Below are 22,646 nucleotides of genomic sequence, written 5' to 3'. Positions count from 1 at the left end.
ACGATTACTCGTCTTCGCCGAGCAGGCGGTTGACCATCTGCTCGGGGTCGAACTTCTCGATGTGGTCGTAGCCCTGCCCCACGCCGAGGAACAAGATGGGCTTGCCCGTCACGTACGCGATGGAGATGGCCGCGCCGCCGTTGGAGTCGGCGTCGGCCTTCGTCAGAATCGCGCCGTCGATGGCGGCCGCGTCGTTGAACTGCCGGGCGCGTTCGACCGCGTCCTGCCCGGCGACCGCCTCGTCGACGAAGAGCGTGAGGTCGGGGCCGACGACGCGGTCTATCTTCTCCAACTGCGCCATCAGGTCGTTGGAAGTGTGGAGCCGACCGGCCGTGTCGCCGAGGACGATGTCGATGTCGTGGGCCTCGGCGTACTCGACGCCGTCGTAGATGACCGCCGCCGGGTCGCCGCCCTGCTCGTGGGCGATGAGCTTCTTGCCGAGCGCCTCCGCGTGCTCGCGGATCTGCTCGTTCGCGCCGGCGCGGTAGGTGTCGCCGTTGGCGAGCACCGTCGAGTAGCCCTGCTTTTCGAAGTAGCGGGCGAGCTTGGCGATGGTCGTCGTCTTCCCGACGCCGTTGATGCCGGTGAAGATGAGCGTGACCGGCTTGTCTGCCTCGGCGATGCGCTGGTCGAAGTCGAACTGCCCGACGCTGATGACCTCGTACAGCGCGTCGTGGAGCGCCTCGGAGACGAGCTGGCCGGTGCTCTGGACCTGCTTTCGCGTCTCGCCGATGAGCTTCTCGCGGATGGTTTCGAGAATCTCCTCTGCGACCTGCATCTCGACGTCGCTCTGGAGGAGCGCCATCTCGAGCTCCCAGAGGGGGTCTTCGAGGTCTTCTTCCTCGATGACGACCTTCCCCGTGGCGAACGCGGCGGCGCGGCGGAGCCGACCCGGACCGGACGAATCGTCGTCGTCCTCCTCGGTCAGCGCCGCCTTCGCGGCGTCGGAGGCGAGCGACTCGCGCGGTTCGGCCTCGTCGGCCGCCGGCCCGTCGCCCGCGTCGGCGTCGGTATCGGTATCGGCGTCGACCTCGGAATCCGGCTCCGGGGTCGCCGCGGCTTCGGAGTCGGATTCGGATTCGACCGCCGCAGACGCCGACGCGGCGTCCGCGGGAGCGTCACCGACCGCGTCGGCTTCGGACCCGGCGTCCGCGTCGCCGACGGCGTCCGACTCCGAGTCGACGTCTGCGGGTTCGGACGCCTCGGGTTCGACCGCCGCGTGTTCTGCGCCTGCTGGTGCTGATTCCGCTTCCGCGTCGGCGTCGGCTTCGGCCTCGTCGGCGGCCGCCTCGGCCTTCTCTTCGGCGGTCTCTTCAACGTCGTTACGGAAGCGGTTGAGTTTCTTCTTCAGTCCGTCGAACATCTGAATAGTAGGAGGTTGGGGTTACCTTACTCGTCGTCGCCGTCGCCGCCCTCGCCCTGCATCTGTTGCATCTGTTGCATCTGCTGTTGCTGCATCTGCTGTTGGGCCTGCATCGCCTGCTCTTCGATCTCGTCGCTCTCCTCTTCGAGCTCCTCGATCTGGCCGCGAACGCTCGCGATTTCCTCGTCGAGCGCGTCCTGCTTGCGTCGCAGGGTCTCGATGGCCGTGCTCTGTTCTTGCTCGGCGGCGTAGTTCGCGCCGAGGGAGACGACGATTTCGTCGATGTCCTGAACTTCGGCGCGGAGATACGCGTCGCCGCCGAGGGGGACCTGCACCGTCGAGCCCGTTTCGAGCGTCTCGATGGCCTCGACGGCCTCGTCGATCTCGTTCTTCTCGGTGTTCAGGTCGGAGACCTCGCTTTCGAGGGATTCGATCTCCTCGTCGATGGCCTGCAGTTCCTGGGAGAGCTGTTGGAGTTGCTGCTGACCGCCACCCATCATGCCGCGGACACCTCGTTGAGCTCGACCTTCGTGCGCTTGATTCCGTGCTCGCTCCCGATGAGCGAAAAGGCGCGTTCCTGTGCGACGTTCTCGTTCGGTGCTTCCACGGTCTTCGTGAACTCGTGGACGACGCCACGGCTCGTGAAGCTGCCCGTGATAATGAACTGGCTCATGCACGTCGGTCGGGTGGCGAGCGGGAAAGGTCTTCCTACTCGGAGCGAAACTGAAGCGAAAAACGGGGGGACGCGGAGCCCTCAGTCGATGTAATCGAGGGCGTCTTCGATGCGACCCAGTTCCGGGCCGGTCGTGTCCTCGCCGACGATGTAGCCCTCGTCGTTGGCGACGAGGCCGGAGCCGACGAGCGGGCCGCCGTAGTTGATGGTGCCGATGTCGGCGCGAACGTCGAGGAGCGCTTCGAGCGCTTCGAGTTCGGGTTCGCGCGACTTCGGGTGACAGAGGACGCCGCGGTTGTTGGCGACGGCCGCCATCCCGACGGTTCGAACGTCGGCGAGGTCGCCGCGTTCGACGGGGACCTCCAGGGCCTCCTCGACAGCCGCGACGGCCTCGTCGGAGAGGTCCGCGTGGACGTACGCGCCGTAGTCGTTCGCGAGAACGACGTTGCCGGCGGCGTTGATGCGACCGGGTAGCTCGTAGACCGGGAGGTCCACGGCGTCGGTGAGGGCCTCCTTCTCGCGAGACGTCGCGCGGCTCGACACGAGAAGTCCGTTCTCGTTACCAGTCGCTAACGCACCGACCGTTCCCGACCCGCCGACGGTCGTCTTGACCAGCGGCACGTCGAGTTCCTCGGCCATCTGCTCGGCGAGCGAGTCGTCGGCGTCCGGGCGGACCAACAGCGCGTCGTCGGTCGCGCGAGCGAAGACGCCGATGTAGGACGAACCGGCGAAGGAGGCGCGAAGCACCGTTTACTCGGCCGGTTCCGCTTCGACGACCGACTCGCCGTCCTCGTCGAAACGCGCGGCGCGGACGCGGAACTTGCTCGGCGGGCTCTGCCGACCGTGCGCCCAGATGTCCTCGTTGATCTGCGTGTCGAGACGCACGTTCTCGGCGTCGACCTTGAAGTGCTTGGCGAGGTGCTCGCGGATGAGCGTCATCGAGCGACCCGCGCGTTCGTGTGCCGGAACCGCCTGCACGTCTCGGAGCGGGACGGTGACGACGCGCTCCTCGAAGTCGTTTGCGCTCATTGCTTACTCGTCCGTGTTGCTCCGCCGCCAGTTGCGACGCTTGGGGTTTCGCGTGACTTCCATGTCCGTCTTGAGCATGACCCACGCGGGGACGCGACTGTTCTGGCGTTCGAGCTTCGCCAGACGCTTCTTCTTAGACTTCGACTTCTTACCCATAGTGGGCTGTACTTTCCATCCTCCGCATAAAATCTTGTTCCTTCGCGTTTCGGGCGTGTGAGGGGCGTCCGCACGCCCGAATCGGCTGAAACGCGGTGTTCTCCCGGGCCGGCGGCGCGGACGGGCGGCCGAATCGACTCATTCAGTACCGTCGGCGCGAAAGCCGACGCAAATGAGTCGGGCCAAGACCGCCGTCGCCTTCCTCGCGCTCTCCGCCGTCTGGGGGAGCGCCTTCCTCGCCACCGACATCGCCCTCCGGACCGTCCCGCCGGCGTTCCTCGGGGCGGTCCGCTTCGACGTGGCGGCGCTCCTGTTGTTCGCCGTCGCCGTCGCCCGCGGCGACCGGGTCATCCCCGCCGTCCGCGACGAGTGGCGGCCGATTCTCGCCGGCGGCGCGTTCAGCATCGGCGCGCACCACGCGCTCCTGTTTTCGGGGCAGGTGTACGTCCCCGGCTCCGTGGCCTCGGTCCTCCTCGGCATCATCCCGCTTGCGACTCCGACGCTCACCCGCCTGACTGCCACCCGCGAGCGGCTCTCGCCGCACCGGGTCGTCGGGCTCGTCCTCGGCTTTCTCGGCCTCGTCGTCATCGCCAACCCGGAGCCGGGGAACCTGCTGTCGTCGAACCTCGTCGGCGCGGTTCTCGTGTTCGGCTCGGCCGTCGCCTTCGCCCTCGGCGCGGTGCTCACCCACGACAGCGAGACGGGGATGTCGCTACTCGCCGTGCAGGCGTGGATGATGCTCGTCGGCGCGGTCACGCTCCACGTCACGAGCGCCGCCCTGCCGTGGGAGTCCGCCGCCGACGCGGCGTGGACCCAGACGACGCTCGTCGCCGCCGGCTACCTCGCGGTCGTCGCCGGCGCGGGCGGCTTCCTGCTGTACTTCTGGCTCCTCGACCGGGTCGGCCCAATCGAGGTAAGTCTCCTCGAATACGTCATCCCGCTTTTCGCCGCGCTCGCCGACTGGACCGTCCTCGGGCGCGTGCCGACGCGCGCCACCGTCGCCGGCTTCGCGCTCATCTTCGCGGGCTTCCTGCTGTTCAAGCGCGACGTGATTCGGGGCGAACTCCGGCGTGTCGTGGACCGGCGTCGCGGGCGGCGACCGACCGACGACTGACGCGCCTCACAGCGAGAACCGCGTCACCGTCTCGTATTCGGGGCCGTCGGGTCCGAGGTCACTTTTCTTCAGGCGCACCTCGCGCACGCGAAACGACCCGACCGTCGGCGACTCGTCCTCGACGACGCGCCGGACGAGCACCTTCCCGCGGGCGTCGTCCATGCGGGCGAGCGTGACGTGCGGCGTGAAATCGTGATTCTCGGGGTCGAAACCGAGGGCCGTCGTCTCGCGCTCGATGGCCTCGTGTAACTGCGTCAACTCGGCCGCGCCGTCGCCGACGCCGACCCAGACGACTCGAATGTAGTCCAGCGAGGGAAAGACGCCCAGCCCGCCGACCGAGGCGTCGAAGGGGCCGACCCCCGCGTCTTCGACGGCCGATTCGACCGCGTCCTCCACCTCGGCGATACGGTCCGGCGACACCTCGCCGAGGAACTTCAGGGTGACGTGCGCCCGCTCGGGGTCCGTGAATCGAAGCCCGTCCGCGTCCGAAAGCCGGTCCTGTACCGCGGCGACGCCCGCCGCGAGCGAGTCGGGGAGGTCGACGGCGAGAAAGCAACGCATGGCAGATAGTTGACTCGAACCGGACGTTAACGTTCCGCCGGGTCGCGGTCGGCGTCGGCGCGGTCGTCCGCCTCGGGCGTCCACGTCCGGGCGATACTGAACGCCTCGCCGTCCACGAACGTCACCTCGTACACGTCGGGCGTCGTCAGCCCCGTCCAGAACTCGCGGCCGTAGCGCGGGTCGTAGGCGTTGAACACGAGTGCCATGAGCGTCCCGTGGGTGCCGACGACGACGTGGCGGTCGGGGTACGCCTCGACGAGTCGGCCGACGGCGGCGACGCCGCGGGCCTGCGCCTCGGCGTGTGACTCGCCGCCGGGGTGGGACGCGTTCGGGTTCGCCCAGAGGTGTTCGACGGCCTCGTCGAACTCTTCGACCGGCGATTCCGCGAGTTCGCGTTCTCTGAGGTCGTCGTCGACGATGAGCGGGGCGTCCGCCGCGTCGGCGACGCCCTCGACGGTCGCACGGGCGCGCTCGGCGGGGCTGGTGGCGACCACGTCCGCGAGGTCGGCGAGGCGGGCGGTGACGCGCGCGGCGTCGCGGCGCCCGCGGCGCGAGAGGCCGCGGGCGCGCTCGGCGTCGGGAACGGACGGAGCGTGGGCGTGCCGGACGAACGACACGACCGTCGTCGGGGGCGCGGACATTCGGAGACGCTCGCCCGCGGGAGGCCAAAAAGCGGTCGGTGTCGTCCCGCTGACGTAGCGTTTAACCGCCGTGACGCCCAAGCGCGGCTATATGACCGACGACGGCAAGCGACCCCACCGCTTCTCAGAGGGGCAGGGGTTCGACGAGGACTACTCCGACTTCTCGCTCGACCCGCCCGAACTCTCGGTGGACCCGACGAAGGTCGACCCGGTCGACTCGCGCGTCCTGACCGACATCCTCGACCAGCGGAACATCGACCCCGAGGACGTCGACATCGAGAAACTGCTCGACGTGGCGCTCTCGTACATGCAGATAAACCGCTTCGAGGAGGCCACAGGAGCGTTCGAGCGCGTCGCCCGGTTCGCCGGCGACGACGACGACATCGCCCAGGAGGCGTGGGTCAACAAGGGCGCGGCCCACGGCCAACTCGAAGAGTGGGACGAGGCCATCGGCTCCTACCAGGAGGCGCTCAAGCTCGACGACGACAGCGAGCACGCCGCGACGGCCCACACCAACCTCGCGTACGCGCTCTGGGAGGCCGGCCAGACGGCCGACGCGCTCGACCACGCGGAGCGCGCCGTCGAACTCGACCCGCGCTTCCCGCAGGCGTGGTACAACCGCGGCTTCTTCCTCCACGAGCGCGGCCTCAACGAGGACGCCGTCAACGCCTTCGACAACGCCATCCGCCTCGGGATGCGCACCCCCGGCGTCCACGAGGAGAAGGCGCGCGCGCTCGAAGAACTCGGCCGCGACGAGGAAGCAGAGCAGGCCCAACAGCAGGCCGACGACCTCCGCGAGCAGGCCGAAGCGGAACTCGTCGAGGAGTACTAGATGCTCCTCCGCGAGCGGGAGACCCCCGAGGGGCTCCTCGTCTCGGTCTGCGACCCCGACTGCATCGGCGAGACCTACACCGACGACGGCGTCTCGCTGGACGTGACGGAGGACTTCTACGGCGGCGACGAGGCCGAGACCGCCGACGAAGACGCCGTCGTGGACAGCCTCACCCGCGCGACCGTCGCCAACATCGTCGGCGAGGAGTCCGTCTCGGTCGCCATCGACGCCGGCCTCGTGGACGAGGAGACCGTCCTCGAAGTCGGCGGCACGCTCCACGCGCAACTGCTCTGGCTCCGCTGAGCCACCGTCGAAAATCAGTTTCTCCGGGTCGCCACGCCGTTCCGTTACGCCGGGCGCTCGACGTCCGTTATCTCGAAGCGAGCGCCGCCGCGTTCGGCCTCGGTGACGGCGACGTCCCAGTCGTGGGCGCGGACGGCCTGCGCGACGATTGACAGGCCGAGGCCGGTCCCCTCCTCGCCCGTGGTGTAGCCGGCCTCGAACACCTCGTCGCGCGCCTCCGCGGCGATACCGACGCCGTCGTCCTCGACGTAGAAGCCCGTAGCGTCGCCGTCGCCGCCGAGCACGCCAATCGTGACGGTCAGGTCGCCATCGTTCGCGCCGTGTTCGACCGAATTCCGAAACAGGTTCTCGAAGACGTGCCCAAGCAGACTCGGGTCCGCGCGGAACTCGAACGAATCGGCGACGACGAGTTCGGCCGAGCCGGTATCGACGTGCGCCCACGCGGTCGCCGCTCGCGTTTCGAGGTCGACGGTCGACAGCTCCCCGACCGTGTCGTGGCGGGCCAACACGAGCCCGTCGGTGATGATGTCGTCCATCCGGTCGAGCGCGCCGGCGACCTGTTCGAGCCCGTCGGCGTCGACCACCTCGTCGAGGAGCGAGTCGACGTAGCCCACGGCGACAGAAAGCGGGTTTCGGAGGTCGTGGGAGAGCATCCGGGCGAGGTTCTGGAGGCGTTCGGCCTTCTCTTCGGCCTCCAGTTCCGCGCGCTTTCGGTCGGTGATATCGAGGTGCGCAATCTGGACGTAGGTGTCGCCGCCGTCGACGAATCGGGTCGCTCGCATCGTGAACCAGAGGCGCTCGTCGGGCGTTTCGCAGGGATATTCGAAGGAGAACGCCTCCCTGTCGCCGTCGATGACGGCGCGGATACCCTCGCTGGCCGTCGTCGCGTCAGTGGCGCCGCTGAGGTCGCAGACGCCGAGGTAGTTCATGCCGACGGAACTGCTGTCGCCCTGATAGTCGTGTTCGTTCCCGAACTCCTGCCACGCGCGGTTGGTGTAGACGATGACGCCCTCCTCGTCCAGAATCGCGAGTTGCGTCGGGAGCGCGTCGAGGCTCGAAAACGCGAGCGAGGACGAGGTGGCGTTCGACATTAGGTGATAAACGAGCGTGGGCTACTTGATTCGTTTGGGTGGGTGACCGACACGTCGCCGCCGCGTCACCGTCACCGGCCACAGTTGCCGGCTGGCGAAACCGAAACCGGTTTCGAAGCCGCGTGCGGACCGAAGACGTGTTGTGCCTACGGGGGTAACTCACACCCAATGAGAGTGCAGGAGTCGTACCCCGTCGACGTCGACGCCATCCGCGCGGATTTCCCCATCCTCCAGCGGAAGGTCGGCGGCGACATCTCGACGCCGGGTGAACACGACGACGACGACACGCCGCTCGTCTACCTCGACAACGCCGCGACGAGCCACACGCCGGAGCAGGTCGTCGACGCCATCGTCGACTACTACCACGGCTACAACTCGAACGTCCACCGCGGTATCCACCATCTGAGCCAGGAGGCCTCCGTCGCCTACGAGAACGCCCACGACCGCGTCGCGGAGTTCATCGGCGCGTCCGGCGGCCGCGAGGAGGTCGTCTTCACGAAGAACACCACCGAGTCGATGAACCTCGTCGCCTACGCGTGGGGTCTCGACGAACTCGGGCCGGGCGACTCGGTCGTCATGACCGAGATGGAACACCACGCCTCGCTGGTCACGTGGCAACAGATCGCCAAGAAGACCGGTGCCGAAGTGCGCTACATCCGCGTCGACGACGACGGCCGCCTCGACATGGAGCACGCGAAGGAGCTCATCGACGACTCCACGAAGATGGTGTCGGTCGTCCACGTCTCGAACACCCTCGGGACCGTCAACCCGGTCTCCGAACTCGCCGAGATGGCCCACGAGGTCGGAGCCTACGCCTTCGTCGACGGCGCGCAGTCGGTCCCGACCCGCCCGGTCGACGTGGAGGCCATCGACGCCGACTTCTTCGCCTTCTCGGGCCACAAGATGTGCGGCCCGACCGGTATCGGCGCGCTCTACGGCAAACGCGACATCCTCGACGAGATGCAACCGTACCTCTACGGCGGCGAGATGATTCGGAGCGTCACCTACGAGGACTCCACGTGGGAGGACCTCCCGTGGAAGTTCGAGGCCGGCACGCCGCCCATCGCGCAGGGCGTCGGCTTCGCCGCGGCCGTGGACTACCTCGACGACATCGGCATGGAGAACGTCCAGGCCCACGAGGAACTGCTCGCGGAGTACGCCTACGACCGCCTCACCGAGTTCGACGACATCGAGATTTACGGCCCGCCGGGCGACGACCGCGGCGGCCTCGTCGCGTTCAACCTCGACAGCGTCCACGCCCACGACCTCTCCAGCATCCTCAACGAACAGGGCGTCGCCATCCGCGCCGGCGACCACTGCACCCAGCCGCTCCACGACAAACTCGGCGTCGCGGCCTCGACGCGGGCGTCGTTCTACATCTACAACACGAGAGCGGAAATCGACGCGCTGGTCGACGGTATCGACGCGGCTCGCGAGCTGTTCGCCTGAGTAGTCCGTTTTTCGCGGCGTCTGGGGCGAGGTCGCCCCAATGCCTTTGTCCCGCTGACACGTCGTCGGAGCGTATGCTTCAGTCGCTGACCAGTTTTCTCGTCGAGACGCTCCGGGAGACCGTCGCGGAGTTCGGGACCGCGGTGCAGGACGCCGCGCCGAAGGTGCTCACGGCGGTCGTCTTCCTCGCGCTCGCCTACGTCGGCATCAGGGCGTTGCTGTTCGTCGTCCGCGGCGTGCTCGACGGGCTGTACCCCGAAGAACAGGACCTCGTGGTCGAACTCGGCGTCGCCGTCGCGGGCGTGTTCCTCTGGTTCGGCGCGGCGCTCGCGCTGTTGAACATCGTCGGCATGACGGAAATCGCGGCGAGCCTCGGCACCGCGACCGGCTTCATCGCGCTGGGCGTCTCCTACGCGCTGTCGAACATGATAGCAGACACGGTGGCGGGCGTCTACCTGCTTCGGGACCCCGACTTCAACCCCGGCGACCGGGTGAAAGCCGACCCGGTGACGGGGACGGTCAGCTCCATCGAACTCCGAAAGACGCGCTTCGAGAACGACGAGGGCGACACCGTCGTCGTGGCCAACCGCGACGTCGAAAAGAAGTGGACGAAGTACGACGCGCCGGCGGCGGAAGACGCGTCGGCGTCGGACGCGACGTAAGCGGCGAATTCGGCCGAATCGCCGGCCCCGGAATCCTTTTACGGCGCTCGGGCGTAGCCCCGACGAACACCAATGGGCATTGGCTCAGACATGTATCGTCAGCAGATAATGGACCACTACAAGAACCCCCGGAACCACGGTCGGCTGGAGTCGCCGACGTTCACCCACACCGGGGAGAACCCCTCCTGCGGCGATACGATTACGATGGACGTGCAGCTCGCCGACGACGGCGAGACCATAGAGCGCGTCGCGTTCTCCGGCGATGGCTGTGCCATCAGTCAGGCGTCCGCGAGCATGCTCACCCAGCGACTGCCGGGCACGACGCTCTCGGAGCTGGAAGCGATGGACACCGACGACATCACCGAGATGCTCGGCGTCGACATCTCGCCGATGCGCATCAAGTGCGCCGTGCTCGCGCGACAGGTCGCACAGGACGGCGCGAAGATTCACGACGGCGAGATAGAAATCGAGCAGACGAAGACCGAAGACGGCGACGACTGAGCCGACTTCGGCCGGCGGCGACACGGCGAGCCGAACGCGATTCGAGCTATTCTGCGTCCGTTCCCGCGCCGAGCGCCGCCGCCAGCGCGACGAGGTAGCCCAGCCCCGCTTTGACCTCGGGGTCGCGGGTGGCCCGAAGCAGGCCGACCGCGCCCACGGGCGTCGCCTCCGCGTCCTCCGCGTCGCCGACGGCGCGGAGCAGGCGCTTCATCCCGGCGACAGTGTCCGGGTCGGAAGCGTCGTCTGCGACCTCCGCGAGCGAGGTGCCGGTCCGCGCGAGCGACCGGACCATCTCGTCGTCGAGCGCGCCGACGCCGAGTTCGAGCACGTCGATGAGGTCGTTGACGAGGCCGAGCCGCTCGACGAGGAGCGCGACCTCTTCCGGGTTGTTCTCGATGGCCCGGACGAGTTCGTCGGGCACCTGCTGTTCGGTCGTCGTGGTAGATTCGTGGTCCTGCATTGGTCTCACCTCAGAGCATCCCCCTGGCGGTCAGCCAGTACGATTCGTTGTACGCGTGTTTCGCCCAGTGGATGGGCTTCGACGGCTGGCGCATCGTCGCGGGCGTCTCGTAGTCGAACGAGACGAACGACGCCTCGTCGAGGCCGGTCTCGACGAAGCAAACGGTCTTGCCGTCGTACCGCTTCGTCGGCGTGCGGCCGCGGACTTCCGCGGCGATGCGCTCCGCGACCGCGAAGGCCTGGAAGTGCGCCGCGCTCCCGGCTTTCGGGATTGGGAGCGCCGCCGTGTCGCCGATGGCGTACACGTCCTCGGCGGCGGTCGCGCGGAGGGTCCGCTGGTCGACGTCGACCCAGCCGGCGTCGCCGAGGCCGGAGTCGACGATGAGCTCGTCGCCGCGGTGCGGCGGGATGCCGACCAGCAGGTCGTAGTCCACTTCCGCGCCGCTTTTCGCTGAGACGACCCGTTCGTCCGGGTCGATGGCGTCGACGACGAAGTCGGTCTCGACGCGGACGCCGCGCTCGGCCAGAATCGGGTCGGCCCACTCGGCGACCTCGGGCTTCCCGTGGCTCCGCTCCATCGGGTAGGTGTAGACGAGGTCCGTGTCCTCGCGCAGACCCTGTTCCCGGAGCCAGTCGTCCACGATGAACGTGAATTCGAGCGGCGCGGCCGGGCACATGTGGGGCGTCCCGACGACGCTCAACACGAGGCGACCGCCGTCGAACTCCGCGAGCGCGTCGCGGAGCCGTTCTGCCCCCTCGGCGCTGTAGAAGTGGTGTGCGCCCTCCCGGAAGCCGGGGACTGCGTCGGGGTCGAGCTTCGCGCCGGTCGCGAGGACGAGCGTGTCGTAGTCGAGCACCTCGTCGCCGTCCTGACAGTAGAGGCGCTTTTCGTCGGTTTCGACCCGGCGGACGCGGTTAGTGACGATATTCACCCGCTCGTCGACGAGGTCCCGCAGGTCGCGGACGCCGTCCTCCGGCTCCGCGACTCCGAACGGGACGTACAAGAACACCGGCTTGTAGACGTGTTTCGTGTCGTCGGAGACGAGCGTCACCTCCACGTCACCGGCGTCGATTTCCGATTCGAGTTCCTCGGCGAGACGGTTCGAAACGACCGTCCCACCCGTGCCACCGCCAACGACTACGATTCGATGCGTCATGGAGTTCACCTACCTAAACGATGGGCCGCCGACGGGATAGTATTGCAATCTGTTTCCAACATTGTGAGAACCGCGAGACGGGGCGGCCGCTCGGGGAGACGAGACGACGGGGAGAATGTGGGGTGAGACGGAGGGGCTGTGGGGGAACGGAGACCGTGGAGTCGTGTGAAACCGGCCGACCGAGCGACGGCTTACTCGGGCTTGAGACCGGCGTCCTGCACGCGCATGATGGCCTCGCCGTCGGCGAGGTTCGGCGCGTCCACGAGGCGGACGATACGCTTGTCACCCTTGGACTTGCGGAGGTAGATGCGGAACGTCGAGGTGTGGCCGAGGATGTTGCCACCGATGGGCTGGGTCGGGTCGCCGAAGTAGGAGTCGGGGTTCGACGCGACCTGATTCGTCACGAGGATGCCCGTGTTGAACAGGTCGCCGATGCGCATCAGGTCGTGGAGGTGCTTGTTGAGCTTCTGCTGGCGCTCCGCGAGCTCGCCGCGGCCGACGTACTCGGCGCGGAAGTGGGCGGTGAGCGAGTCCACACAGAGGAGACGGACCGGCCACTCGGTGTCCTCGTGTTCGCCGGCGAGTTCCTTGGCCTTCTCGGCGAGGAGAATCTGGTGGTTGGAGTTGAACGCCTTGGCGACGTGAATCTTGTCGAGGACGTCGTCGACGAGCGCCTGCATCGTCTCTTCGTCGTCGACCGAGCCTTCGATTCCGCGGTCTTCGAGCGTGGCTTCGAGCACGTCGTCTTCGAGGCCGCGGACCATGTCGTCGATACGCTCCGGGCGGAACGTGTCCTCGGAGTCGATGAAGATACACCCGCCGCCGAGGCCGCCCTGCTCGGGCGGAAGCTGGACGTTGACCGCGAGCTGGTGCGTAATCTGGGACTTCCCGGCACCGAACTCACCGTACACCTCGGTGATGGACTGCGTTTCGAGGCCGCCGCCGAGGAGTTCGTCGACTTCGTCGATCTGCCAGCTCAGCTTGCCGATCTGCTGGCGTCGTTCGAGGACCATCGAACCGGTCTCGAAGCCACCGACGTCGGCGGCGTCGCGGGCCGCGTTGATGATGTCGGAGGCCGTGCTGGAGCCGATATCGGCCTTGTTCGACAGTTCGCCGGGGCTGGCGACCGCGATTGACTGATAGCTGTCGTAGCCGGTGTCTGTGAGTTTGTCGGCCGTCGCCGGGCCGACGCCGGGGAGACTTTCGAGGTCGTCTTCTGCCATACCCAGTCGTTCCGCCTATACCCTCATAAACCCTCGTTAACAGCGAGGTGAAAGTGAAATCGAGAGACGCGGCGGGGCTGTGAGACAGGCTATCGCGGAGGTTCAAGGGCGATGTCGCGAAGGAACGGACAGAGCGGAACAGAAACGAGGGACGCGCCGAACCGACCGGGAGCGCGGGCTAGCGTGAAAGTAAAACCGAATCGAAAAGGTCGGTCGCGAGCGAGTCAGGCGAGCGTGGTCAGTCCCACGGGTGGCCGTTCGGCGTCGACGGCCACAGCGGGTACCAGTAGCTCTCGTCGTCTTCGATTTCGAGTTCGCCGTCGAGGACGGATTCGAGTTTGAACTCCAGGCTCTGGTTCCGCGTCGAGGTTCCCTGCGGGGCGAAGGGGTAGTACGCCCCGCGGCGGAACGAGTAAATCCAGTAGGCGCGGTCGCCGTCGCGCTCGAAGCCGAACAGAGCGGCGAGCAGGCGCGACCCGTAGCCGCGCTCGATGAACTCGTCGGCCGCGAAGTGGACGCTCGTCACGAGGTCCTCGGGGTCGTCGTCGGCGAGGACGACCCAGTTGTAGCCGTGGCCGTCGGTGTGCCGGCGGAACTCGGTGCCCGTCTCCTCGCTTCCGGCGGTGAGGATGTCCTCCACGGCGTCGACGGTGTCGGCGAAGTCGGTGCTGTCGACGGAGGAGAAACACAGCGCCGCCTCGTCGGCCGAGTCGAATCGGAGGTCGGCCTCCATCGTGAGGTACGCCGTGCTCATCCCGAAGAGGTCCTCGGGGTCCGCCTTGGTGGTCGCGTCGGACTCGGCGCTGATGCCGAGCATGGCGCGGAATGAATCGAACAGCCCCATCGGTGCTTAGACGGTCTCCATCTCGCGCTCCATGTCGCGGAGGCGCTCGACGCGGTTCTCGGTGGAGGGGTGGGTGCTGAACAGGCGGCCGATGAAGTCGGACTTGATGGGGATGATGAAGAACGCGTTCATCTCCGAGGTGTCGCGCATGTCGCGCTTCGGGACGTTGTCCATCCGACCCGAAATCTTGAGGAGCGCGGACGCCAGCGCCGAGGGGCGGCCGGTGATGACGGCGGCCCCACGGTCGGCGGCGTACTCGCGGTACCGCGAGAGCGCCCGAATCAGGAGATACGAGATAATCCAGACGACGAGCGACGCGATGATGGCGACGATGACCGGCATGTTCTGTCTGTCGCGGTCGCCGCCGAAGAACCAGCCCCAGCGGACGATGAGGAAGGCGATGCTGGAGAGGAACGACGCGATGGTCATGACCATCACGTCGCGGTTCTTCACGTGCGCGAGCTCGTGGGCGATGACGCCCTCCAGCTCGTCGTCGTCGAGGGTGTCCATCAGGCCGGTCGTGACGCAGACGGCCGAGCTCTTCTGGGAGCGACCCGTGGCGAAGGCGTTCGGGACGCGGGTGTCTGCGATGGCGACCTTCGGCTTCGGGAGGTCCGCCTGCTGGGAGAGGCGACCGACCATCGCGTGGAGCTTTCGGGCCTGCGGGCCATCGTCCTCGTCGACGACGGACGCGCCCATGCTGTACAGCGCGAGTTTGTCGCTGAAGAAGAACTGGGCGAAGAGGAAGATGCCCATGAAGGCGGCCCATACGCCGAGACCTCTGAATTGGAGGAGCACGGCTCCGAAGACGATGTAGAGGGCGAACAGGAGGAACATCGTGAGCGCCATCCGCCCCCGAAGTCCCCAGTCCGGTTTCCAGTTCATACCACGTGATTAGTAATCCGGCTAATAAACGCTGTTGGAGTGCGAAGCCCTCGCACGCGACCGTCCGAATCGTGAAGAATCGGGATACACCGTTTTGCCGCGGGAGCGCGTAGCTCGGGGTGACATGTTCGCCGATAGGGAAGACGCGGGCCGCCGGCTGGCGGACCTGCTCGACGAGCGAGAAGAGACGGCGGACCTCGTGTTGGCCATCCCGCGCGGCGGCCTCCCCGTCGGCAGAGAGGTCGCAGACCGCCTCAGAGCGCCGCTGGACGTGGTCGTCGCGTCCAAGGTCGGCGCGCCGGACAACCCCGAACTCGCCGTGGGGGCGGTCGCCGGCGACGGGAGCGCGTGGTGGAACGAGGACCTGCTTTCGTATCTCGACGTGGGCGACGACTACCTCGACCGCGAGCGCGAGCGCGAGGCCGAGGCGGCCAGAGAGAAGGTCTCTCTGTACCGCGGCGGCGACCCGCTTCCCGACGTGGCCGAAAAGCGCGTGGTCGTCGTCGACGACGGCGTCGCCACGGGCGCGACCGCCCGGGCGTGCCTGCGGCAGGTCGTCGCCGGGGACGCAGAGCGCGTCGTCCTCGCGGTCCCGGTCGGGCCGCCGCACACGCTCTCGGAGCTCGAAGCCGAGTGCGACGCGGTCGTCGCGGTCGAGTCGCCGGAGGCGTTCGGGGCCGTCGGCGCGTTCTACCGCGACTTCGCGCAGGTGTCCGACGAGGAGGCCGCGTCGTACCTGCGCGACGGGGCGGGCGAGCACTGAGACGCGTCGGCGGCGGCCGGAGGTCGCGCTCGGGCGACGACGGCCGACGCTCGCCGTCGCGCCGTGACGCCGAACTTAAGCGGTCGAACGGACTAGAGCCGTCAATGAGCGAATCCCGCGACTTCTGCCCTCGGTGCGGCGACCCGGTTCCGGAGCGGCCGGAACCGCTCCCCGGGATGCCGCGCGAGCGAGACGACGTGCTCTGTGACTCGTGTTACTTCGAGGACTTCGACCTCGTGGACGCGCCCGACGAGGTGCAGGTCCGCGTCTGCGCGCAGTGCGGCGCGATTCACCGGGGCAACCGGTGGGTCGACGTCGGCGCGCGCGACTACACCGACATCGCCATCGAGGAGGTGTCGAACTCCCTCGGCGTCCACCTCAACGCCGAGGAGGTCCGCTGGGGCGTCGAGCCCGAGCAGGTCGACGAGAACAACATCCGAATGCACTGTCACTTCTCGGGCGTCGTCCGCGGCACGCCGCTGGAGGAGTCTATCGTCGTCCCGGTGAGCATCGCCCGCGAGACGTGCCAGCGCTGTGGTCGCATCGCCGGCGGCTACTTCGCCAGCCTCGTGCAGGTCCGCGCCGACGACCGGACGCCGACGACAGAGGAGGCCGAGACGGCAATCGAAATCGCCGAGTCCTACATCGCGGAACGCGAGGAGAAAGGCGACCGAGACGCGTTCATCTCGAGTATCAAGCGGACGCCCAACGGCCCGAACATCAAGATTTCGACCAACAAGATGGGAAGCGGCGTCGCGAAGCAGATTCGCGAGCGCTTCGGCGGCACCATCGAGGAGCACCCGACGCTCGTCACGGAGGACGGCGACGGCAACGAGGTCTACCGAGTCACGTTCGTCGCCCGCCTGCCGCGGTACACCGCCGGCGACGTCATCGACCCCGAGGACGGCGACGGGCCGGTCCTCGTGCGGAGCAACCGCGGCCGCCTCAAAGGGACGCGCCTCACCTCCGGCGACCCCTACGAGTCGGAGTTCGAGGAGGGCGAGCGCCCCGAGGCCGAGGACCTCGGCTCCGTCGAGGACGCGGAGGAGACCACCGTCGTCACCGTCGAGGACGAACACGCCGTGCAGGTGCTCGACCCCGAGACGTACGAGGCGAAGACCATCCCGCGGCCGGACTACTTCGACCCCGACGCGGCGATGGTGCCGGTCCTCAAGAGCCGGTCGGGACTGCACATCCTCCCCGAGGAAGTCGTCGACGACGAAGACGAAGAATAAGCGGAGAACAACCAGGAGAGAGGCGGAACGCGGCGACGACGGCGTGTGCGCTTTTTACGGCTCGCGGTCCGAATCGGCGACAAAACCGAGAGCGCGGTCGCTGGGAAACGGGCGACAATCGAACGACGGAGCAGAATCAGTCGGCGCTGGCCGGCCGGTCCGCCGAGAGGGACGCGGCCGGAGCGTCGTCTTCGTGGACGGGCACGCCGTGGCGCTGGAGGGCGAGAAGCAGGTCGTCTTCGGAGTAGCCGGAGCGAGCGGCCGCCTGCGAGAGTGTGAGTGCCCCACTACGATACAGTGTCATCGCCGTGGCGAGTGCGTTGGTGTGCATGGCCGATACTCCACCATTCAGGGGCATTGGTGTTAACTATTTCGTGAGAAAGCGTGTCAAAGACAAAGTTAGGTGAACTATAGCTTTACATACGTCACCAAATATCCGAGACTCGTTCGGTAAACGACTAAGAGCATTAACAATCATTGAGAAAATGTATCGGAGGCGGCGGCTCTCTTGGACACTGTGGCGATTTTTGCCTCTCGAACGGGACGAGATGGCATGACACCGGGAGGGCGGGTTTTGCTCGGCGGGACGCGGTTATCACTCGTGGAAACCGGTTCAGAAACGTTAATTACCGACCGACCGTCGCACGCCCATGGACAGACAGCAGTTCCTCGCGCTGACGCTCGTCGCGCTCATGATTGGGTCGGCGCTGTTCTCTGGGGCCACCCTCTTCCTGTAGTCACTCGCCCCACACGTCGGAAAGCGGGTGGTTGCTCCGGCCGCCGTCGTCCGAGCCATCGGCCGAGCCGCCGCTTTTGCGACCACCGGAACCGCCGGCCGACGCGCCACCGGAGCCGCCCGCACGACTTCCCGAAGAACCCGAACCGCGAGTCGAGTCGCGCCGCGAGCCGGAGCCCGCACCCGACGCTCCGGACGACCGGCTCGTCGAGCCGCCGAGGTTCGCGGTCCCGCCGACCGCGTCGCCCGCGTTCCCCCCGCGGCCGCCGGCCGCGACGGGGTCGAACTCGGGGAGGTCCGGTTCCGACATCCGGTCGACCTGCGCCGCGAACCAGTCGGGCATGTCGGTCCGCGTCTTGTCGAACAGTTGGAGCAGACTGCTGTCGGCGACGTAGGTGTCGCCGTAGTCGTCGGGCGCGCGCACGACCCGGCCGCAGGCCTGAATCACGGTTCGGAGGGCGGCGCGGCGGTACCACGCCCACTGGCCGTCTTCGAGCCGGCGGGCGACTCTGGAGTCGTTCGTGTTGAGATACGGCGCTTTGCAGAGCACCTGCCAGCGACAGAGGTCGCCTTTCAGGTCCAGTGCCTCCTCCATCTTCACCGAGAGGAACACCTCCGGGCGGTCGGTCGCCTTCCACGTCTCCAGTTCGACGTTCCGGTCGTCGCGGTCGTGGCCGTGAACGCGGTTGCCGAGACCCATCTCGGCGAGCCGGCGGCGAAGCTCAGCCTGAATCGCATAGGAGTGACAGTGAATCAGCCCCTTCTCGTCGGGGTGTTTCGCCATCAGGCGAACGGCGAGCCGGGCGATTTTGGGGAGCGTCTCGTCGCGGTGCTCGTAGGTCATCTTCCCCTGTGTCACGTCGTACAACGGCCGGTTCTCGACGGGGAAGGTGTGTTCGACGTCCACGAGCGCGACCTTCGAGGGGTCGAGGCCGACAGAGCGGCAGAACGCCGCCTTGTTGAGGATGGTCGCCGACAGGAGCGCGAACTTGTTCCCGCGGTCCCAGACGGTGTGTTTGAGGTACTTCGCGGGGTCGAGCGGCTTGATGGCGATGGGCGACCCCTCGCCGTCGTGCTGGTCGACGACCCACGTCGTCGGGCTCTGGGGGTCGCGGTAGTCCTCGACGAACCACTGCAGTTCGCCGATGAGTTCCTGCAGGCGGTCGCGGCGGGCGGCCTCCTCGGGCATCAGTTCGGACTTCGTCAGCAACTCGTCTTTCTCGCGCTTGCAGACGCCGACGAGCGCCTCAGCGAAGCGCGAGGCGCGCTCGACGGGGTCGCCCGCGGCCGCCACGTCGGGGACGCCGATGTCGTCCCACACCGGCACGGTCCGGGGCTTCAGGTCGATCGTCGCGTACATCTCGGCCCACTCGGCCAGCCCGTGGGCCTCGTCGACGACGACCACGTCGCGCTTTCGGAACACGTCGGAGCCGGCGGTCTGCATGAAGTACGCGAGCGTCATCGCCGCGATTTGGCGGTTCGACGCGATGGCGCGGTCGGAGAAGTACGGACAGCGGTGCCGGACCGAGCAGTCGAAGCCGCGCTTGCGGGCGCAGGGAGCGCGGTCGACGGGGGTGTCTTCCTCCCCGCGGATGATGCAGTTGTAGTTCGACTTGCCGCGGATTATCTTGAGGTCCGAAAGCAGGTCGTCCTCGGCCACGTCGTCCAGTTGCGACACCTGCGGGGTCGTGTAGTAGGCGTCGGTCGCCTGCGCGGGCGAGGTCTCGTCGACGGTCGCCGCCGACCCCGCGATGGCGCGGGCGAGAAGCGACTTGCCGCTCCCGGTCGGCGCGCGGACCAAGACCACGTCGTTGCCGTCGGCGAAGGCGTCGCGGATGTCACGCAGGGCCCGCTCCTGCGCGCCGCGGAAACTGGGGGCCGGAAACGAGTCGATGATGCGCGACGGGTCCACGGTCGATGGAGTCCTCGGACGGGCCTAAATCCACCGCTCCCCTCCAGAAGCGGTATGACGGGTGCTGGAAGAACGGTACAGCCCAAGCTGTTCGAGCGGACGAAGGCCTCCGAGGATTGACCACAGGTACGCGTTGGCGAGTGAAGCCGCGGCTCAGAAGTGTTGAGGTGGAAGAGTCCAATAAACGGCTACTCAGACTCTCCCGTTAATCCTTAATCCAAGTACAGCTACGCCAGTTTCGAATATAATTGTAACGGTTCCAGAGAGGTATCGGGACGAAAGGGGATGTTCCCCTTATATTCTGGAGCCGATTCTTCGTAGTGGACTACGCCTCTACAGGAGTACCACGAGGGTACTGAGGGCGATGAGGACTTTCAACAGCCAGTAGGCCGTCTTCAGGACCTCGCGTGCCCTGCTCAGTTTCTCCCACGTTGAAAGGGAACTGAACTTCTTGCTCAGCGTAGCCCACCGCCGACGGAGGATACCTCCTCCACTTTCTGTGGACATTTTCGCGTAGTCTGCCCACGGCTCAGAGTCCACCAGAGCGGGCTCCCAACGTTAACTGGATTAAGGATTAACGGGAGAGTCCGTCCAACTTCGTCCGGCGGTGAGTCTTGACGCCGCAACCTCTCGGTTACGGCTTAAACGGTAGTAATCGTGATTGTGGGTTATACTTTATCACATCGTGGTAGACGAAACTCGACGACCGCTTTCGGTTCGGACGCCTCTGTCTCGTGTCGCAGTCGAAGCGGGCGACGGAAGCGAGCGTTAGAGCGCCGCCACGTCTTCGGCCGTCGGTTCGCGGTCGCCCGGCAGTCGCTCCATGCAGTCGAAACAGAGGAAGTGCTCGGAGCCGTCGACGAGTTCCAGCGTCATCCCGCCGGACGAGGACGTGGGGAAGTTCCAGAGGTCGCCGATGCCGCCGGCGATGCGGACGCCCTTCCCGCAGGCGTCGCACGGTTCGGAGGTCATGAGAGAACCGAAGGCCCGAGGCGGCAAAAGCGCCCCGCCGCGTCGTCGGGGCCGGAATCGACCGGCGTCGCCGTGCCGCCGGGAGCTTCTTGTCGGCTGGCGTATAACTTTCGCGGCATGCGCGTCGACTGCGAAGGCTGTGCGGGGTGTTGTATCGACTGGCGGCCGGTCGCGCCGGTCGCGCTCGACCACGAGCGCCGCGGGCCGCGCGCGCCGCTCGACGACACGTACAACCTCGTCCCGCTGACCCGCGACGAGATTCGTGACTTCGTGGCGGCGGGACTCGGCGACTCCCTCACCCCGCGGCTGTGGGAAGCCCCACCGGGTGAGGGCGTCGAAATCGACGGCGTCGAACTCGCGGCCATCGACGGAAATCCCGCGTTCTTCGTCGGGATGCGGAAGCCGCCGAAACCCGTCGCGCCGTTCGGACTGGAGCGGACGTGGCTCCGCGCCTGCGCGTTTCTCGACCCCGAGACCCTCCAGTGCCGCATCCACGACACCGAGTTCTACCCCGACGAGTGCGCCGAGTACCCCGGTCACAACCTCGTCCTCGAACAGGAGACCGAGTGCGAGCGCGTCGAGCGACACCACGGCGGCGAGCGCCTGCTGGACGACGCGGCCCCGGACGACCTCCACGGCCTGCTCCTCGGTCCCCACGCCCTCGGCGCGAAACTGTTCGTCCACCCCGAGCCCGAGCGGTTGGCGGGAACTATCGAACACCTCGAAACCCGCGACCTGACTCCGGAGGACCGCGCGGAGTTCGTCGGCGTCGCGGTCGGGTCGCACCCCGGTTCGACCGAGGTGGACGAGGAACGCGCCTCGCGGGCGCGTGCGAAGACGCTCGAAAGCGAGTCGTGGGCGGGCGAGACCGTCGCCGCGTGGAACGCGGTCGCCGGTCGCCTCGGGAGCGCGGCCGCCGACGCGCCCGACCCCGACGAGGTCGAAGTCGCTCGCGGCGCGCCGGAGACGCCCGGGTGGGACGCGGTTCGCGGCGGCGACTAAGCCGCGGGTGACGGGGGGAGAGGGGGCGGCGGGTGACCGGCAGGGACCGGGCAGTTGCCGGCGGGTCTGACGGGCGATACGTTAACATCGTGAGCGACGCTACCGTGTATCATGAGAGTTCTCGTGACCGGGGCGACCGGGTTCGTCGGCCGGCACCTCGTTCCCCTCCTCCTCGACGCCGGCCACGACGTGGTCGTCTTCGTCCGCGACGCGGCGCGCTACGACGGTCCGCCCGGCGCGGACGTGGTCGAAGGCGACATCTTCGAGCCGGCGACGCTCGACCCCGCGATGGCGGGCGTCGACGCGGCGTACTACCTCATCCACTCGATGCACGCCGGCGGCGACTTCGAGGCGCGCGACCGACTCGCCGCCCGCAACTTCGTCGACGCCGCGGAGGACGCCGGTGTCGGGCGAATCGTCTACCTCGGCGGCCTCGGCGAGGACCGCGATCGGCTCTCGGCGCACCTGCGGTCGCGCCGCGAGGTCGAACACATCCTCGCGTCGGGGTCGCCCGCGCTCACGACGCTCCGGGCGGCCATCATCGTCGGCGCGGGGAGCGCGAGCTTCGAGATGGTCCGCCAGCTCGCCACGCGCCTCCCGGTCATGGTGACGCCGCAGTGGGTCGAGACGCGGTGTCAGCCCATCGCCATCGCGGACGTGGTCGCCTACCTCGCGGGCGTCCTCGACCACCCCGAGACGGCGGGCGAGACCTACGAAATCGGCGGCCCGGACGTGTTCACCTACCGGGAGATGCTCCAGCGCGTCGGCGCGCAGTTGGGTCACGCGCCCCGAATCGTCCCCGTGCCCGTGTTGACGCCGCGGCTCTCGTCGTACTGGATTGGGCTCGTGACCGACGTGGACACGGGCGTGGCCCGGCCGCTCATCGAGGGGCTGAAAAATCCCGTCGTCGTCGGCGACGACCGCATCCGCGACATCGTCGAGGTAGAGGAGACGCCGTTCGACGCCGCCGTCGAGCGGGCGCTCCGCGAGGAGCGCGGAACCCGAGAGAACGCCGCGGAACCGGAGCCGGAGCCGACGACCCCGACGTGAGCGGGACGCGAACCGCCCGCCCGCGCGTCCCGA

Annotated in this window: 28 protein-coding genes; 10 read left to right on the top strand and 18 right to left on the bottom strand. The window is 67.5% G+C overall.

Features of this window, described 5'->3' with window-relative positions; translation table 11 throughout:
* Nucleotides 1-4: 4 nt before the first annotated feature.
* From ftsY to IEV64_RS05605, 6 genes are all read right to left on the bottom strand, one after another.
* A complete protein-coding gene (gene ftsY, locus IEV64_RS05630; RefSeq protein WP_007275897.1) occupies nucleotides 5-1,363 on the bottom strand; it encodes a signal recognition particle-docking protein FtsY in 1,359 nt (452 codons plus the stop codon).
* 26 nt (nucleotides 1,364-1,389) lie between these two features.
* Nucleotides 1,390-1,860: a prefoldin subunit alpha gene (pfdA, locus tag IEV64_RS05625; protein WP_007275896.1), complete on the bottom strand. Its 471-nt coding sequence runs from the start codon at nucleotides 1,858-1,860 to the stop codon at nucleotides 1,390-1,392.
* Entirely contained in the window at nucleotides 1,860-2,036 is a 177-nt protein-coding gene (rpl18a, locus tag IEV64_RS05620) for a 50S ribosomal protein L18Ae (protein WP_007275895.1), read from the bottom strand. Before rpl18a ends, pfdA begins: the two co-directional genes overlap by 1 nt.
* An 81-nt stretch (nucleotides 2,037-2,117) precedes the next feature.
* Nucleotides 2,118-2,783 carry a translation initiation factor IF-6 gene (locus tag IEV64_RS05615; protein ID WP_007275894.1) on the bottom strand — a complete coding sequence of 222 codons (666 nt, stop codon included), beginning with the start codon at nucleotides 2,781-2,783 and terminating at the stop codon, nucleotides 2,118-2,120.
* Between the two features lie 3 nt (nucleotides 2,784-2,786).
* Nucleotides 2,787-3,065, bottom strand: a complete 279-nt coding sequence (locus IEV64_RS05610) for a 50S ribosomal protein L31e (RefSeq protein ID WP_004045216.1) — start codon at nucleotides 3,063-3,065, stop codon at nucleotides 2,787-2,789.
* Nucleotides 3,066-3,068: 3 nt separating this feature from the next.
* Nucleotides 3,069-3,221, bottom strand: coding sequence for a 50S ribosomal protein L39e (locus IEV64_RS05605; protein ID WP_004045214.1), 153 nt, complete (start codon nucleotides 3,219-3,221; stop codon nucleotides 3,069-3,071).
* A 172-nt stretch (nucleotides 3,222-3,393) separates the two neighbouring features.
* On the opposite strand from IEV64_RS05605, the gene IEV64_RS05600 reads away from it, so the two are divergent.
* A complete protein-coding gene (locus IEV64_RS05600) occupies nucleotides 3,394-4,335 on the top strand; it encodes a DMT family transporter (RefSeq protein ID WP_188423396.1) in 942 nt (313 codons plus the stop codon).
* A 6-nt stretch (nucleotides 4,336-4,341) separates the two neighbouring features.
* On the opposite strand, the gene thpR is transcribed toward IEV64_RS05600, so the two are convergent.
* On the bottom strand, nucleotides 4,342-4,896 hold the full coding sequence (gene thpR, locus IEV64_RS05595; RefSeq protein WP_188423395.1) for an RNA 2',3'-cyclic phosphodiesterase: 555 nt from the start codon (nucleotides 4,894-4,896) through the stop codon (nucleotides 4,342-4,344).
* Between the two features lie 26 nt (nucleotides 4,897-4,922).
* On the bottom strand, nucleotides 4,923-5,537 hold the full coding sequence (locus IEV64_RS05590) for a histidine phosphatase family protein (protein WP_007275891.1): 615 nt from the start codon (nucleotides 5,535-5,537) through the stop codon (nucleotides 4,923-4,925).
* 91 nt (nucleotides 5,538-5,628) lie between these two features.
* Between IEV64_RS05590 and IEV64_RS05585 the strand changes: the two genes are divergently transcribed.
* Both IEV64_RS05585 and IEV64_RS05580 read left to right on the top strand, forming a co-directional pair.
* Nucleotides 5,629-6,369 (top strand): tetratricopeptide repeat protein, encoded by a 741-nt coding sequence (locus IEV64_RS05585; RefSeq protein WP_007275890.1) that lies wholly within the window; start codon nucleotides 5,629-5,631, stop codon nucleotides 6,367-6,369.
* Complete coding sequence (locus tag IEV64_RS05580) at nucleotides 6,370-6,672, top strand: DUF424 domain-containing protein (RefSeq protein ID WP_004968868.1); 303 nt, start codon at nucleotides 6,370-6,372, stop codon at nucleotides 6,670-6,672. It abuts the gene before it with no gap.
* A 44-nt stretch (nucleotides 6,673-6,716) separates the two neighbouring features.
* Here IEV64_RS05580 and IEV64_RS05575 read toward each other — a convergent pair whose 3' ends face one another.
* Nucleotides 6,717-7,763, bottom strand: a complete 1,047-nt coding sequence (locus IEV64_RS05575; RefSeq protein ID WP_188423394.1) for a PAS domain-containing sensor histidine kinase — start codon at nucleotides 7,761-7,763, stop codon at nucleotides 6,717-6,719.
* 174 nt (nucleotides 7,764-7,937) lie between these two features.
* On the opposite strand from IEV64_RS05575, the gene sufS reads away from it, so the two are divergent.
* The 3 genes from sufS to sufU all read left to right on the top strand — a co-directional run bounded on the left by sufS (nucleotide 7,938) and on the right by sufU (nucleotide 10,375).
* The gene (sufS, locus tag IEV64_RS05570) at nucleotides 7,938-9,212 is read left to right on the top strand and encodes a bifunctional cysteine desulfurase/selenocysteine lyase SufS (protein WP_229722557.1); all 1,275 of its coding nucleotides are present in this window, start codon (nucleotides 7,938-7,940) and stop codon (nucleotides 9,210-9,212) included.
* 74 nt (nucleotides 9,213-9,286) lie between these two features.
* Nucleotides 9,287-9,874: a mechanosensitive ion channel domain-containing protein gene (locus IEV64_RS05565; protein WP_089777205.1), complete on the top strand. Its 588-nt coding sequence runs from the start codon at nucleotides 9,287-9,289 to the stop codon at nucleotides 9,872-9,874.
* A 72-nt stretch (nucleotides 9,875-9,946) separates the two neighbouring features.
* A complete protein-coding gene (sufU, locus tag IEV64_RS05560; RefSeq protein WP_004968864.1) occupies nucleotides 9,947-10,375 on the top strand; it encodes a Fe-S cluster assembly sulfur transfer protein SufU in 429 nt (142 codons plus the stop codon).
* Nucleotides 10,376-10,421: 46 nt separating this feature from the next.
* Here the strand turns inward: sufU and IEV64_RS05555 are convergent, their stop codons facing one another.
* The 5 genes from IEV64_RS05555 to htpX form a co-directional block, all read right to left on the bottom strand.
* Nucleotides 10,422-10,835, bottom strand: a complete 414-nt coding sequence (locus tag IEV64_RS05555) for a helical membrane plugin domain-containing protein (protein ID WP_007275886.1) — start codon at nucleotides 10,833-10,835, stop codon at nucleotides 10,422-10,424.
* A gap of 10 nt (nucleotides 10,836-10,845) precedes the next feature.
* A complete protein-coding gene (locus IEV64_RS05550; RefSeq protein WP_049920627.1) occupies nucleotides 10,846-11,991 on the bottom strand; it encodes an NAD(P)/FAD-dependent oxidoreductase in 1,146 nt (381 codons plus the stop codon).
* 191 nt (nucleotides 11,992-12,182) lie between these two features.
* Nucleotides 12,183-13,214: a DNA repair and recombination protein RadA gene (gene radA / locus IEV64_RS05545; protein ID WP_004968859.1), complete on the bottom strand. Its 1,032-nt coding sequence runs from the start codon at nucleotides 13,212-13,214 to the stop codon at nucleotides 12,183-12,185.
* A 238-nt stretch (nucleotides 13,215-13,452) separates the two neighbouring features.
* Nucleotides 13,453-14,058: a PspA-associated protein PspAB gene (pspAB, locus tag IEV64_RS05540; RefSeq protein WP_007275884.1), complete on the bottom strand. Its 606-nt coding sequence runs from the start codon at nucleotides 14,056-14,058 to the stop codon at nucleotides 13,453-13,455.
* A 6-nt stretch (nucleotides 14,059-14,064) separates the two neighbouring features.
* Entirely contained in the window at nucleotides 14,065-14,943 is an 879-nt protein-coding gene (htpX, locus tag IEV64_RS05535; protein ID WP_188423392.1) for a zinc metalloprotease HtpX, read from the bottom strand.
* A 124-nt stretch (nucleotides 14,944-15,067) separates the two neighbouring features.
* Here htpX and IEV64_RS05530 point away from each other — a divergent pair, with 124 nt between their 5' ends.
* Nucleotides 15,068-15,706 carry a phosphoribosyltransferase gene (locus IEV64_RS05530; protein ID WP_007275882.1) on the top strand — a complete coding sequence of 213 codons (639 nt, stop codon included), beginning with the start codon at nucleotides 15,068-15,070 and terminating at the stop codon, nucleotides 15,704-15,706.
* A gap of 104 nt (nucleotides 15,707-15,810) precedes the next feature.
* Nucleotides 15,811-16,941: a 60S ribosomal export protein NMD3 gene (locus tag IEV64_RS05525; protein ID WP_007275881.1), complete on the top strand. Its 1,131-nt coding sequence runs from the start codon at nucleotides 15,811-15,813 to the stop codon at nucleotides 16,939-16,941.
* Nucleotides 16,942-17,077: 136 nt separating this feature from the next.
* On the opposite strand, the gene IEV64_RS05520 is transcribed toward IEV64_RS05525, so the two are convergent.
* The 4 genes from IEV64_RS05520 to IEV64_RS05505 form a co-directional block, all read right to left on the bottom strand.
* On the bottom strand, nucleotides 17,078-17,272 hold the full coding sequence (locus IEV64_RS05520; protein ID WP_004045182.1) for a DUF7317 family protein: 195 nt from the start codon (nucleotides 17,270-17,272) through the stop codon (nucleotides 17,078-17,080).
* Between the two features lie 406 nt (nucleotides 17,273-17,678).
* Nucleotides 17,679-19,589 carry a helicase C-terminal domain-containing protein gene (locus IEV64_RS05515; RefSeq protein WP_188423391.1) on the bottom strand — a complete coding sequence of 637 codons (1,911 nt, stop codon included), beginning with the start codon at nucleotides 19,587-19,589 and terminating at the stop codon, nucleotides 17,679-17,681.
* 333 nt (nucleotides 19,590-19,922) lie between these two features.
* A complete protein-coding gene (locus IEV64_RS05510) occupies nucleotides 19,923-20,129 on the bottom strand; it encodes a hypothetical protein (RefSeq protein WP_007275879.1) in 207 nt (68 codons plus the stop codon).
* Between the two features lie 228 nt (nucleotides 20,130-20,357).
* Nucleotides 20,358-20,561 carry a DUF7561 family protein gene (locus IEV64_RS05505; protein WP_004045177.1) on the bottom strand — a complete coding sequence of 68 codons (204 nt, stop codon included), beginning with the start codon at nucleotides 20,559-20,561 and terminating at the stop codon, nucleotides 20,358-20,360.
* 117 nt (nucleotides 20,562-20,678) lie between these two features.
* On the opposite strand from IEV64_RS05505, the gene IEV64_RS05500 reads away from it, so the two are divergent.
* Nucleotides 20,679-21,563 carry a YkgJ family cysteine cluster protein gene (locus tag IEV64_RS05500; protein ID WP_007275878.1) on the top strand — a complete coding sequence of 295 codons (885 nt, stop codon included), beginning with the start codon at nucleotides 20,679-20,681 and terminating at the stop codon, nucleotides 21,561-21,563.
* Between the two features lie 111 nt (nucleotides 21,564-21,674).
* Nucleotides 21,675-22,613 carry an NAD(P)H-binding protein gene (locus IEV64_RS05495; protein WP_188423390.1) on the top strand — a complete coding sequence of 313 codons (939 nt, stop codon included), beginning with the start codon at nucleotides 21,675-21,677 and terminating at the stop codon, nucleotides 22,611-22,613.
* Nucleotides 22,614-22,646: the final 33 nt, after the last annotated feature.

Origin of the sequence: Haloferax sulfurifontis, assembly GCF_014635105.1 — an archaeon.
GTDB lineage: Archaea > Halobacteriota > Halobacteria > Halobacteriales > Haloferacaceae > Haloferax > Haloferax denitrificans.
The sequence above is the reverse complement of the archived record's forward strand: the minus strand, read 5'-3'. Positions and strand labels throughout refer to the sequence as shown.